Genomic DNA, 13,465 nt, shown 5'->3' on the forward strand with positions numbered 1-13,465 from the left:
TAATCCGATGTAGTGGTCAAGTATTTTCGGACATCCAGATAGGTTGTGTTGCTGCCATTTTCTGCTCGTAGGCTATGGGCGGCAGGTTAAACGTCCTAATAACAGGGTGGTGAAAGTGTGCCGCAGGCACACACAGTAAGGTAATCTAAACAGGAACAGTAATTATGGGTAGTCTCAATCTTAGAAGCCAGAATCTGGATGGAATCAGCGGTAACATCTATGCGCCAGGTGACTGGGTCAGCACATACAGCAATGTGGCGCAGAATAATTCAAATACCTTCATATTCGGGACGCTGGGCGATGCCAACATTACCAGCCGGCAAGACAGCACCGATACACAAACGGGATTCCATCGGTTGTTCACATTGAAGGTGGAAGGCTCATATAAATCGTATACAGTATCGAGCAGTTATGGCTATGTCACATTGACTAACGTTCAGAACGGCCAGACTATAAAATTTCAGCTCAGCCAACCGGAAGCCGGCGCCAATGATTCAGGTGTCGACGTACAGTTTCTTGATGGCGGTCTGGCCTTTACGTCTTATGTCGATGCCAACAGCGGTGCCTGGTCAGCCTATGTCACCAAAGGCGGAACCAGTAACATGTGGGGAACGGGTTCGGTGGCGCTTCCCGCGACTAACGTACAAACTGCGCTGAGTCTTGCGACGCTCGGTTCTACGACAGTCAACCCGGCGGATACGCTCGCCCCTATCTATGCTCCTTCTTCTGGTTCTGTAGCCAGTACCTGGAGCAGCACTACCGGACTCGGGATGATAAATCTCGATACTGCGCTGGCGCTGGCTACAGGGAAGACCGTTACCCCTGCGTCCCCCCTTACCTCTGCCTCTGATACTACAACGCTTAATTGGGGTATAAACGCAGCTAATTTCCAGAGTGCCTGGAAAGCCGGGTACACCGGCGCGGGTATTACCATCGCAGTAATCGATAGCGGCCTCGACCTGAGCAATACCGCGCTCAAAACAAACTACCTGGCATCAAAAAGCAGCGCTTTTTCCTCTGTGCAGGATTTCAACGGTCATGGCACCTTTGTAGCCAGTCAAATAATTGCGCAGAATACAGGTACGGCAGCAAACCCGTCGCCGGTTACCGGCGGCGCTTACGGTGCGAGCTTGCTGGCGCTGAATGATGGCACCTACGTCAACGGTAGCTATCAGGGTATTCAAGGCAGCATAGCGGCAGGAATCACTTATGCCGTCAATAACGGCGCCAACGTAATCAATATATCGTTGGGAACGTCTGTCGACAACGAGCTGTTGACAGCTTTGCAATACGCCAGTGATAACGGGGTCATTGTGGTGGTTGCCTCTGCCAATTCGGGCTATACTAGCCCAGCTTATCCGGCTGCTGCCGCTCAAACACTGGGCAATGTCATCGCTGTGGGTGCTACGCAGTACACTGCTTCCGGTTCAGATATAGTGCAGGCCGGTTTCAGCAATCAGGCCGGCAGCAGCGCCGCTTATAATTATGTGGACGCGCCGGGCGCCAATGTGTTGGGCTATCAGATAGGAGGGGGGGTAAAGGCTGACTCAGGCACCTCTTACGCGGCACCGGAGGTTGCAGCAGAGGCAGCGGTTTTGGAGCAGGCGATCAAACAATCCAACCCCGCTCTTGATCAAACGCAGTTAGCAGCGGCGGTAGTGCATGCCATTACGGTGGGATTGGTCGGAGTCTCGCCTAATGTCATCACGAATGATGCGACAAATGCTTATTCTCCATACACATTCACGCTCAGTGCTTCAGTGACCAGCTATATTGCTGCAAACCCAGTTATGAATACTTTTAACGGTAGCTATAGCGATGGCGAAGTTGGGGGGGGGAATACGTTTAAAATTGACGATATTATCACTGGCAAGGGAACTATCAATACGCTGAATATCTCGTATTATACGGAAGGTGGTGCTACTTCATTTACAGCAGATAATGACAGTATTTGGTCTCATGTTAGCGGGATCCAAAATCTTTCGATTGCAACCGACGGCACAGGCGCACAGACCCTTACCTCAGGTGCTAAGTTTAATGCCGCATTTGCTACGGCAGGCGTATATCTGACGTCGACAGCCGTCGACGGCGCGATTAATGTTTATATGGATGGGAGTCATGGTGGGACCCTGTTTACCGGGACTGAAACAATCAATGCAAACACAACCGGTCAGGGTGCGCAGACTATTAACGCCGGCTCTGGTCCTGCCACAGTGATAGCATCAGACCGGGGTGGTGCGCAAACCATTGCGGGTGCAAATCTTATCGGAGTGTCGATAACAAACAAAGGTGGCGGTGGTGCGCAGACGATTACCAGTACGGGCGCAGGCCCTGTCACAATATCAGCATCAGATGGTTCGGGCGCGCAGACGATTACCAGTACGGGCGCAGGCCCTGTCACAATATCAGCATCAGATGGTTCGGGCGCGCAGACGATTACCAGTACGGGCGCAGGCCCTGTCACAATATCAGCATCAGATGGTTCGGGCGCGCAGATGATTACCAGTACGGGCGCAGGCTCCGTCACAATAACAGCATTTGATGATTCAGGCGCGCAGACGATTACCAGTACGGGCGCAGGCTCCGCCACAATAACAGCATCAGATCTTTCAGGCGCGCAGACGATTACAACGGGTGCGGGCAACGATATTTTAAACGTGACGTTGTCTGCCGGAGCAACCAATACCATTGCAACGGGCGCAGGCAACGATACGATCAACCTCTCTTATACTGCTACTGCTGGCTCGGCTTCGACCAACACCATTACAGGCGGCCTCGGTGCTGACACGATCAACTTGGGTACCCAAACCACCGGTACGGTTGATAAACTGATCTATGCCGCACTTAGCGGTACCAATGATACCGGCTCGGCCATCACCGCCAACGGCGCACTGAGCGGTGTCGACGTTATCAGCGGCGCAAGAACTGGGGACGTAATCAATCTTGGCGCTGCTGCCGGTACGCTGACCAACGCATTGGATGGCGGCTTTACAAACCCGGTTGTTGCCGGTGGGCTGTCAGCACAAATCGTGCTGGGTAATTACACTGGTGGTACCAATGGTACGTTTACTGCCTCTGCCACGGGTAATTCATCCCTGGTTCAGTGGGCCGATGCGACTGTCGGCCACGGTACGGCTGCGGTCGTCCTCATTGGTTATGCCGATACCGCAGCCACGGTTATTAGTGGGGCGGGTCTCATCACCCTCGCTTAATTAAGTGGTCGGGTAAAGGTAGGTGTAACCGCCGTAGAAAGGGGAAACCGGCTTCTGGCCGGTTTTTTCGTTTCAAGGAGGTTTATCTTGCGCACAGTGTTCTTTATCGATGGGTAACTGAGCATGCGAACACATCACGAACTGGACGAACGTAGTCTCGCATTGCATCGTTTGATCGCGGACAAGATCAGGCAGTATCCAGTCTTGTTCGACAGGGCCAAGGAGACGCTCGCCCGGCGGCGAAAAATTGTCTGCGTATCGTCACACAGCCCAGTCTGCCGGTATTTAAGTCTGGCGGATATCGCTAGAAGCCGTAGCGGGTGACTGTAGGCCGTGCGCGTCGGATCAGTCCGGAAACTGATAGTCCCGTTCCCGAAAAAGTTTCAGGCAGGCATCCACCGCCAGGGGATCGTAAAGCGCGCCTCTGTTACGGGTGATTTCCTCCAGCGCGGCATCGACACCCCGTCCAGGGCGATAGGGGCGGTGCGACATCATGGCTTCTACTACGTCGGCGACCGCCAGAATCCTGGCTTCCAGCAGGATTTCCGTCTCGCTGAGCCCCTGCGGATAACCCGACCCGTTTTGCCGTTCCTGGTGTTGCAATACGATTTGGGGAATCGGCCAGGGAAAATTGATCGGTTTGAGTATTTCATAGCCAGCTTCCGGGTGCTCCTTGATGAGACAGTATTCAGTGGCGCTCAGCCGTCCCGGTTTGCAGAGTATTTCGGCCGGAACCCGTATCTTGCCGATGTCGTGCACTACGCCGGCAAGATAGATTCCCTCGATCTGATCTTCCGGCAATTGCATCTCTCTGGCGATAGCGGCAGCGAGGCCGGCCGCACGGCGCTGATGTCCGGCAGTGTAGGGGTCGCGCATTTCGACTGTGGCGGCGATCGCGGTGATGAAGTCCAGCATGCTTTCCTTTAGCTTGCTGGTGCGATCTTCCACCATTTCTTCCAGATGGTTGCGCAGACGGTTAATTTCGAGGTGGGCTTGGACCCTGGCCAGCAACTCTTCGCGCTGATAGGGTTTTGTGACAAAATCCACGGCCCCCAAGGCAAATCCTTGCACTTTTTCTTCGGTTTCGGACAGGGCGGTGACGAAAATCACCGGTGCGCCACGGGTTTTAGGGTGCTCCTTGAGTCTCCGGCAGACTTCGAAGCCATCCATATCGGGCATGCGAATATCGAGCAAAACCAGTTCAGGCGGGTTACTGATCGCGGACTTCAAGGCCAGTTCCCCGTTAATGGCTGCGCGTACCTCATAACCTTCCTCCTGGAGGAGGTTCGACAACAATTTCAGAGAGGCCGGAGTGTCATCGACGGCAAGAATTTTACCTTTTTTAGCCATATGTCTCTCAATCAATTCGTCAGTAGCGTCTTCAGAGTCGCAGTCTAGTTGAAGTTTTCGACAAAACCGTCTGACTATGCTGTTGACATTCGAGTTTGCGCATCCCGTTACGCCGTGGTTTTTCCTTCCAATCCAAATCCGGAAACAGTACGTATCTGCATGACGTGATATCTGCAATTAGTCGATACGGAGCAAGTTTTTAATTTCTTGCATAAATTAATGCGGACAGCTTGATTTTTGCCCAGGCAATGGATGGTCGTAATCTTTCTCTACATCCTCAGTCTATCAACTTTGAGGGTACACAGGAAGTCGCGGGTATTTGCCCGTAAATTGACCGAAAGCAGGAAATGTCAGTGTTCCTTGGGTTATCATGCAATATGTTCGCCGTCCGGTGGGAGCGATACTGTATTCTCGGGCATTCCAACTGTTGGTACAGGCTGAGGCTCGCTCCATTGACTTTCAAGCCCGCGCCCGTTAAAAACATACCCCTGTTGCATTCATGGAATGCAACTTTGCCATGATCAGAGCCTAACTTTTGAATTTTACTACCTCTCGGGAATATTAACTTGCTTATCACCAATAACCTCAGCATCCAATTCGGAGCCAAGCCGCTTTTCGAAAATGTTTCCGTCAAGTTTGGCGAAGGCAACCGTTACGGCCTGATCGGCGCCAACGGCTGCGGTAAATCCACCTTTATGAAAATTCTGGCTTCGGTGCTGGAGCCGAGCGCCGGCAATATTTCGCTAGACAGTAATGAGCGCATGGCATGGCTTAAGCAGGATCAGTTTGCCTATGAAGATAGGCGCGTACTGGATGTGGTCATGATGGGACATGAGGAAATGTGGCGCGCGATGCAGGAGCGCGACGCCATATACGCCAACCCGGATGCAAGCGAAGATGATTACATGCGGGCGGCGGAGCTGGAGTCCGAGTTCGCCGAATACGACGGTTATACGGCGGAAGCGCGCGCCGGCGAGTTGTTGCTGGGCGTCGGCATACCGATCGGCCAGCACAACGGCCCGATGAGCGCGGTCGCGCCCGGCTGGAAACTGCGCGTACTGCTGGTGCAGGCGCTGTTTTCCAATCCGGATGTGCTGCTGCTGGACGAACCGACCAACAACCTCGATATCAACACCATACGCTGGCTGGAAGACGTGCTCAACAACCGCACCTGCACCATGATCATCATCTCGCATGACCGGCATTTCCTCAATCAGGTCTGTACCCATATCGCGGACATGGACTACGGCAAGCTGACCGTTTACCCGGGCAATTACGACGATTATATGGAAGCCTCGACGCTGGCGCGCACGCGTCAGCTTACCGATAACGCCAAGGCCAGGGAGCGCGTCGCCGAGCTGCAGGATTTCGTGCGGCGCTTTTCCGCCAATGCTTCCAAGGCGCGTCAGGCGACTTCGCGCGCCAGACAGATCGAAAAAATCAAGATCGAGGATATTCAGCCTTCCAGCCGCCAGTATTCCTTTATTCGTTTCGAGTACGATGAACGCGAAAAGCTGCACCGTCAGGCGCTGGATGTGACGGAGCTGAGCAAGGGGTTTGACCGTTCGTTATTCGAGAACCTTAATTTACGTATCGAGGCGGGCGAGCGCGTGGCCATTATCGGCGAAAACGGTGTCGGTAAAACCACGCTGCTGCGCTGTCTGGCAACGGATCTGGAACCGGATCACGGTGGCGTCAAATGGGTGGAGAAAGCCAATATCGGCTATTTCGCACAGGACCATGCCGCCGATTTCAATAATAGTATGAAGCTGGACGAGTGGATGCAGCAGTGGATGCGCCCCGGCGACGACGAGCAGACGGTGCGCGGCATCCTCGGCCGTTTGCTGTTTTCCGGCGACGACGTGAAGAAACCGGTGCGCGTGCTTTCCGGCGGAGAACAGGGACGCATGCTGTTCGGCAAGCTGATACTGCAGCGTCCCAACGTATTGTTGATGGACGAGCCCACCAACCACATGGACATGGAATCGATCGAATCGCTGAACACCGCGCTCGACAAATACAAGGGCACGCTGATTTTCGTCAGCCACGATCGCGCCTTTGTCGGATCGCTGGCTACCCGCATTCTGGAGATACGTGACGGCAAGGTCATCGATTTCAATGGCAATTATGAGGATTATCTTGCCAGTCAGGGTGTGGTGTAACGCCTACTGGTTACACTGTACGATGTATTTACTTACAAATCGCGAAGCGAGCACTTAAGCGCCGCTCCGTTTGGGAGCGGCGCTGTGAGGGAAACCGGGCAAGGTAAGAGCTTCCATGATAGGGGTGGCGGTTTCCTCTCGACCTTGTTAAGCAATGCTAATTCGATATAATCAGCGACATCCATTTAGTATTGGGGAAGCGCTGATTTAATCGGTTTTTGCAGACCTGCTGCGTTAGGCAGAGCGGCCGGATACCCAGGCCAGGTTTAATTCTCGTAGCCGATGTAGCGGATGATTTTCCATTCGCCGTTGGCCTGCTTACGAACAATTGATCCAATCGTAATTGACGCATGGTTTTGCGTCAAATAGCATATCCGGATTAGATACCAGCCAACCCGGGAGCACAGTGAATAATTTTACGCACATGGTTTTTCTGCACAATCTCGATCATTTGGACTCGCCCCTGGCATATCTGCTTTACTCCATGCACCAATCGGCTTATTTAGCCAATGAACAAGTGATTCAATTCCTGCCATGCTCGGAAATTGTAGTTTCGGGACCGTATTTTTCAGCAAGAGTTCATCGTCTCTATGATGGACAGGAAGTGGAGGATGAAGTATTTTTGCCGCATAATCTGATTGCCGCGATACTTCCTTTGGACTCCCATAAACGACAGCTTGGATTTGTTCCCGAGGAAAGCCGCGAACAACAAAAATCTGCGAGCGTCGTTGAAATCCAGATTGAGCTGACTGAAGAGCACACGCACCCATAAGTTTAAGGACAAAAGCAAAGTAATGAATATGGTCATTACAAATTCGTTCTTTGCATTGCGGGTGCTATGCTTCCGGCTCATGCGGCGGCGCGCCATCGTTCGAGACGTATTACGAATCGCCGGTCAGTACGGAAGTCGGCACGACGCCCCGGTTTTTAATCGAGCCAGGATCGAGAGTATAAAGCCCGGATTCTTGATGCATTGAAACAGCGCATTAATTTTGCAGGTCACTATGTACTGTCGTCATTCGGCTGCTGAGGGGTTGCTTCATGTCGTTTGTGTTGGACAAAACCAGCGGACAGGTTTTCTGGCTGTATGCTGCGGGGAAGACTTCGGCCCAGACGTTGAGCCGGTGGCCTTCAGGAAAAACAGCCGCTTGCTTGTGATCACGGGAAGCCGCAACGAGCAGGGAAAAGGCGTTTATTATTACGAATTCAAACAGGGTCAGTTCGCTTTGATTCAACAGGCTGAGCGGTGACGCGCGCTCTTCCGCTCAACTCCGAGTGTTGCGTTATCCGTCAAGTCACGGACTGGATCGCGCCCATGCGGCAGGTTCTATCAATCCGCGCTCCGCATGATGGGATGCTCGACGGCGATTTCCTGTTCGCATTGCGGGCAGGCGTACCAGGTTTCCGCATCCTGCAGGGTGTAGACGTCGTGGCTGTCCTGTTCCATCGGGATCAGGTCGCGTCCTCGCCCGCGCCAGCCGCAGTCCTGGCACAGAAACATCGAGCGCTCCATATCGTCGAGAAAACGCTGAAACGCGACAAAACTGATTTTTTTTATAGACATCCGCGCCGAACTGATATGGAAGCGGATACCGGCGGATTTGTCATCGCTGTCTTTATCTATACGTCTAGGCATAGCCGTGCCCTCCTGCATGACAGAGTATTTTTGATCACCGACGTTGTCTGAAGCTTTGGTAGTAGCGACGACGGGGTTTACCTGCCGGCCTGAGAATTATCATACGCCAAAAACAGCCGGATATGAAAGGCTTGATTCATAATATTGTTAAGGATGCCAGCTCTGCGTATCCGGAAATCGAGAGGTTATTTTTAACGAAATCCTGACTACTTATCCGACCCTGAACTATGGGATACTGTAATAATGACAATCCGGCTTTATTAATCGAAAGCCGATAGCGTGTTTTTCAAGTTTATGACTGTTCCCATCTAGGTTATGTTTGACTTACCCTCGTTGCTGAAAACTGAATTCGACTACAATGCTTTTTTGCGATGGTGGGGGTTGCAGCTCGGTTTTTTAGCACCTGAGGGCGTCCGGAATTTTTTGTGGCCGCGGCGTCCTTCGCTACTGATACGCCCGATGTCGGGGCAATTGTTGGTTTTCGTGTATGAAAACGATAATCTGCAGGAGTTGGGGTTATTTCCAATCGATGAAACGGGCGCACAGGCGCGCGACGCCTTGTTTGCCAAAAACCCCTATCTGTGCGATACCGATCAGGTGCTGATGTTGACACAGGATGTGTCTTTGCTGCGCCGTTGCAAGCTGCCCCACGCCGCGATAGAAAACCTGCATCAGGTTGTCGGCTTCGAGCTCGATAGGTTGACGCCGTTCAAACCGGAGCAAGTGTATTACAGCGCCCGAATTTTGGAGCGTATAAAGGAAAGCAAACAATTGCGAGTCGAGGTCGCGCTGGTGCTGCGTGACACGCTCGATCCCCTGCTTCAGGCGATGCATCGATGCGGCTGGAAGCCCTTTCGCGCTGATATAGATGAGGGCGTTGCGTTGACCCGGCGCCATGAGTTGCTGCCCGAAGCCTTTCGCATCCCCAGAAAGCGGGGGCCGTGGTGGGTCGCTGCCGCGGCGGGGGGCGTGTTGATGGCGATAGCGGGTATCGCCCTGTGGTTGCCGCTTACGATGGGGGAGACTATGGCAAGCCGTCTGCAAGCGGAAATTAAAGCGGGAAACAAGGTTGTGGCGGAGGTTGAAGCATTAAAAACAGGAGCGGAAAAGATAAGGATCAACGCTAATTTTATACGCCGTAAAAAGCGGGAAGAACCGCGCATGCTCGATATGCTGGAAGAACTGACGCGTATATTGCCGGACGATACGTGGTTGAACGGTTTGCAATACGATGAACACAAGCTGCTTGTGCAGGGACAGTCTCCGAATTCGACGGAATTGATCGAAAAACTGGAGGTTTCCCCTTATTTTCAGGACGTGAAGTTCGCCTCGCCTATAACCAAGGATGCCAACCGGATTGAACGCTTTCAGATTTCCGCTGCGGTGATTAATGGTCAGGCTAATTAAAATAACATTCGATAAGTCTCGTCTGCTTGCATTGGGGTTGCTGGCGGGAATTGCCGGATTGTTTTTCTTTGTGGCCGTTCTGCCGGTGCTGGGACAACGAGCGGAATATGCCGCATCTATCGAAAATTCGATTTTCCGCCTGCAGCGGCTCAATGGCCTGATTGCGAAAAAAGATTACTGGCAAGAAGAGCTTGACCGTGCAAAACAGCAGGATCAGCAGGAGTTCCAGTTTATCTTCAGAGAAACGTCTTCGCTGGCATCCGCCGACATGCAGGCGCAAATCGGCGAAATCATTAAGGACGCCAGAGGAGAGTTGATTAGTACCCAGACGCTGCCGGACGAAATGGAGGAAAAGTTTGTCCGGGTTGGAATCAAGGTGCGCATGACGGGAAGTACGCGAACCTTGAGAAAGGTGCTTTATTATGTCAAGGCAACTTATTTCGACTCCACTAAACCGGCTTTGTTCGTTGAAAGTCTCAGTATCCGTCCGATACGGCTTAGTCAAACGCTCTCCAATGGCGTCGTCGCGCCAGTTATGGAAAAATTGAGTATCGAATTCGATGTGGTTGGCTATATGCATCCGGGGTCGCAATGAAGCAATTCTCTAACGACAGTCTGGCTGTGAAGCGTGCGCTGAACGATTATCGCTGGGCAATTTTTCTTTTTGTTTTAAGTGTTTTTATGCTGTTTATGCTGCTGGCCGAGTGGGGTGTGATGTCATGGCGCGATAAGATGCTGCTGGCCAGACTTGATGAAAAGCCTCCGCAAGCGGCTCAGCCGCCTGCCGTCAAGGGGCCGGTTGCATCCGATCTGCTTCCAATGGAAAGCTACGCGCAAACCGTTGAACGTCCGGTGTTTATGGAAGGACGCAAACCCGGTTTGGAGCCGTGGCTGTCTCTGGAGCAGGGTACGAAGACGACGCAGGGACCGCTGAGCTTGACGGGTGTCGTTTTATCGCCGGGTGGTGAAGAGGCGCTGCTGACCGATGATCAGCACCACACCAAGCGACTTAAAAAAGGCGAAAGCTGGAACGGGTGGACGTTGCAGGGCGTATATCCCGACCATGCCGTTATAGAGCAGCGAGGCGATAGACAGGATATCCGTCTGCATACCAAAAAAAAGCCATAGCTGCAGACCTGCGCCGCTCTAACAATAAATTGGCGCTGTACATGCCGGTTGCCTGATATAGTTAAACCCGCTGTTTAAGTTGGATGAAAATGCATACTGCCTTGTTTCAAACGTATCGATTTAATAAAACCTTATCGTGGGCCGGATTATTGGTGGTTACCGGGCTATTGATAGGTTGCCAGTATCTGGCGCCGTTCGATAGGCCGAAGGAGGTTCCCGAGATATTGAAAGTCCAGCAGGTAAAACCCGCTCCGCCGCAAGTAGAAGAAGTCGTTGAGGATAACCGGGGACTCAAAGAGACCGAGTATTTCCCTGCTACCGGGTCTTCTTATAAAGCCGTCCAGAGCAATGAGCGGAAACAGCCCGGCCGGCAGAATAAGCGCAACGCCGCTGAGATAGCGCCGGGAAAGCCGGAAGGCAAATACACCCTGAACTTCGACGATGCCGATATAGGCGAAGTCGCCAAAGTGATTTTGGGCGATACGCTGAAATTGAATTATGTCATCAATCCGAAAGTAACCGGCAAGATCAGCTTGCAAACGACGGCGCCGCTGAGCGACGCTGAAATGATACCGACGCTGGAGACGCTGCTGCGCATGAACGGCGCCGCGTTGATCAAGAGCGATTCGATTTATCGTATCGAACCGGATGCGGCTGCGATCATCAATGCGCCGAATAGCGGGATCGGGCTGACCGGCAAGATACAGCCGGGCTTCCAGGTGCGGGTGGTGCCGTTGCGCTTTGCCGGCGCGCATGAAATGCAAAAAATCGTAGAACCGTTGCTGCCGCCTAAATCGGTAGTCTATGCCGATCCGTTGCGCAATTTGCTGATCGTCGCCGCGAACGCTGACGATCTGGAAAATGTCAAGCAGACCGTGAATGCTTTCGATGTCGATTTCATGCGCGGGATGGCGGTGGCGTTTTTCCCGCTGCAGAATGTCGATCCGACTACGCTGGCGCATGAGCTGGATGCATTGATGATGACCGGTGATAAAGGGGCGATGTCGGGCATGGTGCGCATCCTGCCGGTGGAGCGCTTGAACGCGGTGATGGCGATTTCGGCGCAACCTGCCTACCTGCGCGACGTGGAAACCTGGATAGAGCGGTTGGATCGCTTCAGTCCGCATAAATCCGGCAATATGCATGTTTACAAGGTTCAAAATGTTGACGCGGTCACGTTGGCGCAGACGCTGGCCCAGGTTTTCGGTCCGGCGGCCCATGCGGGTTCGGGGCCGCAGGCTTCGATCGCGCCGGGAATGAGCGGAACTTCTATAGGCGGTGGCGGCGGCGCCGCTTTTGGCGCCAGCAATCTGCAGAGCAGTGTGTCGGGCGTCGGCTTTGGCGTCAGCGATAGCGGGCAGGCTTCCGGCAGTTCATCCGGCGGGTTTGGTGGTGGCTCCTCCTCAGGCAGCTCAGGCATGGGGGGGGCTGCTGCCGCCTCAACCGGTTCTTCGACCGGCGCAAGCCCTGGCTCTTCGAGCCCGGCTTCATCTTCTACCACTGGATCGAGCGGATCGAGCGCTTCAGGCGGCTTCGGGGCCGGCTCTTCGGGGCTTGGCGGCGCCGGCAGCAGCGGAACCGGCAACCGGCAACCGGTGGTTGCGGAACTGGCCAACAATGCGCGCGTGGTCGCCGATCCGGTCAATAATGCCCTGGTGATATTCGCCAAGCCCGCGGAATTCCATGACATAGAAACCGTGCTGAAAGAGCTGGACGTGATGCCCCGGCAGGTCATTGTCGATGCGATGATCGCCGAAGTGACGCTGACCGGCAAATTGCAATACGGTTTGCAATGGTATTTTAATAAAGGCAGCAGTTCGGGCGGTTTATATACGCCCGGCATAATGGGGTTTCCAGCCAACTTCCCCGTTCCCGATACTGCTTATACCAAAAATATGCAGAATGGCGGGTTTAGTTATATTTTTTCGGCCAATCAAATCCGCGCCGAGCTGGATTTGCTGTCTACGGAAGGCAAGGTCAAGATTTTGTCGACCCCATCGATAATGGTGCTGAACAATCAGGAGGGGCAAATCAATGTAGGTCAACAGGTCCCCGTATCCAACGGTCAACAGAATGTCACCACGGGCGGTATTCCGACCTCAACCAGTACGTTTTCCTATAGGGACACCGGCGTTACGCTCAAGCTCAGGCCGCGGGTTAACGAAGGCGGCCTGGTATTGATGACGGTTCAACAGGAGCTGGTGCAGCCGCAACCCGCTCCGGTTACCGCGCCGTTGAATCCGCCTTTTTTGCAACGTAAAATTATAAGCACGGTCGCCGTAAATAACGGCGATACCATTACTATGGGCGGGTTGATACAGGAAAATACCCAGGATACGGTAACGGGCATACCGGTGTTGGCTCAATTGCCCTATATCGGCTGGCTGTTCGGAACAACCGTCAAAAGTATGGATAGAACCGAGCTGGTGATGCTGTTGACGCCGAGGACTCTTGATTCGCGGCCCGACGTAACCAGGGTGGCCAACGAGTTCAGACGCCATTTGACAGGATGGAACGACTTGAAACCGCTGTCGCCCGATCCGGGTGGGCGTTAAGAAATATGGCTAAAA

10 protein-coding genes are annotated in these 13,465 nt (G+C 53.3%); 8 read left to right on the forward strand and 2 right to left on the reverse strand.

The genetic code is table 11. The features are described 5' to 3' along the window. Positions 1-164: 164 nt before the first annotated feature. Positions 165-3,212, forward strand: a complete 3,048-nt coding sequence (locus F6R98_RS06160; RefSeq protein ID WP_153248239.1) for a S8 family serine peptidase — start codon at positions 165-167, stop codon at positions 3,210-3,212. A gap of 123 nt (positions 3,213-3,335) precedes the next feature. Beyond that, positions 3,336-3,536 (forward strand): hypothetical protein, encoded by a 201-nt coding sequence (locus tag F6R98_RS06165; RefSeq protein WP_153248240.1) that lies wholly within the window; start codon positions 3,336-3,338, stop codon positions 3,534-3,536. Positions 3,537-3,557: 21 nt separating this feature from the next. On the opposite strand, the gene F6R98_RS06170 is transcribed toward F6R98_RS06165, so the two are convergent. Next, positions 3,558-4,562 (reverse strand): HD domain-containing phosphohydrolase, encoded by a 1,005-nt coding sequence (locus tag F6R98_RS06170; protein ID WP_153248241.1) that lies wholly within the window; start codon positions 4,560-4,562, stop codon positions 3,558-3,560. 566 nt (positions 4,563-5,128) lie between these two features. On the opposite strand from F6R98_RS06170, the gene F6R98_RS06175 reads away from it, so the two are divergent. Further along, entirely contained in the window at positions 5,129-6,724 is a 1,596-nt protein-coding gene (locus tag F6R98_RS06175) for an ABC-F family ATPase (protein WP_153248242.1), read from the forward strand. 406 nt (positions 6,725-7,130) lie between these two features. After that, a complete protein-coding gene (locus F6R98_RS06180) occupies positions 7,131-7,496 on the forward strand; it encodes a hypothetical protein (protein ID WP_153248243.1) in 366 nt (121 codons plus the stop codon). Positions 7,497-8,054: 558 nt separating this feature from the next. Here the strand turns inward: F6R98_RS06180 and F6R98_RS06185 are convergent. Beyond that, positions 8,055-8,360: a hypothetical protein gene (locus tag F6R98_RS06185; protein WP_153248244.1), complete on the reverse strand. Its 306-nt coding sequence runs from the start codon at positions 8,358-8,360 to the stop codon at positions 8,055-8,057. A 315-nt stretch (positions 8,361-8,675) separates the two neighbouring features. On the opposite strand from F6R98_RS06185, the gene F6R98_RS06190 reads away from it, so the two are divergent. From F6R98_RS06190 to gspD, 4 genes are all read left to right on the forward strand, one after another. Then, a complete protein-coding gene (locus tag F6R98_RS06190) occupies positions 8,676-9,767 on the forward strand; it encodes a PilN domain-containing protein (protein WP_153248245.1) in 1,092 nt (363 codons plus the stop codon). Beyond that, the gene (gene gspM, locus F6R98_RS06195) at positions 9,751-10,362 is read left to right on the forward strand and encodes a type II secretion system protein GspM (protein ID WP_153248246.1); all 612 of its coding nucleotides are present in this window, start codon (positions 9,751-9,753) and stop codon (positions 10,360-10,362) included. Before F6R98_RS06190 ends, gspM begins: the two co-directional genes overlap by 17 nt. After that, on the forward strand, positions 10,359-10,895 hold the full coding sequence (locus F6R98_RS06200) for a hypothetical protein (protein ID WP_153248247.1): 537 nt from the start codon (positions 10,359-10,361) through the stop codon (positions 10,893-10,895). Before gspM ends, F6R98_RS06200 begins: the two co-directional genes overlap by 4 nt. A gap of 83 nt (positions 10,896-10,978) precedes the next feature. Then, on the forward strand, positions 10,979-13,450 hold the full coding sequence (gspD, locus tag F6R98_RS06205) for a type II secretion system secretin GspD (protein WP_153248248.1): 2,472 nt from the start codon (positions 10,979-10,981) through the stop codon (positions 13,448-13,450). Positions 13,451-13,465: the final 15 nt, after the last annotated feature.

Origin of the sequence: Candidatus Methylospira mobilis, assembly GCF_009498235.1 — a bacterium.
GTDB lineage: Bacteria > Pseudomonadota > Gammaproteobacteria > Methylococcales > Methylococcaceae > Methylospira > Methylospira mobilis.

Excerpts from the sequence above, each read along its gene's own strand:
- F6R98_RS06160 (WP_153248239.1), top strand. The coding sequence starts at position 165 with ATGGGTAGTCTCAATCTTAGAAGCCAGAATCTGGATGGAATCAGCGGT.
- F6R98_RS06165 (WP_153248240.1), top strand. The coding sequence starts at position 3,336 with ATGCGAACACATCACGAACTGGACGAACGTAGTCTCGCATTGCATCGT.
- F6R98_RS06170 (WP_153248241.1), bottom strand. The coding sequence starts at position 4,562 with ATGGCTAAAAAAGGTAAAATTCTTGCCGTCGATGACACTCCGGCCTCT.
- F6R98_RS06185 (WP_153248244.1), bottom strand. The coding sequence starts at position 8,360 with ATGCCTAGACGTATAGATAAAGACAGCGATGACAAATCCGCCGGTATC.
- F6R98_RS06190 (WP_153248245.1), top strand. The coding sequence starts at position 8,676 with ATGTTTGACTTACCCTCGTTGCTGAAAACTGAATTCGACTACAATGCT.
- gspM (WP_153248246.1), top strand. The coding sequence starts at position 9,751 with ATGGTCAGGCTAATTAAAATAACATTCGATAAGTCTCGTCTGCTTGCA.
- F6R98_RS06200 (WP_153248247.1), top strand. The coding sequence starts at position 10,359 with ATGAAGCAATTCTCTAACGACAGTCTGGCTGTGAAGCGTGCGCTGAAC.
- gspD (WP_153248248.1), top strand. The coding sequence starts at position 10,979 with ATGAAAATGCATACTGCCTTGTTTCAAACGTATCGATTTAATAAAACC.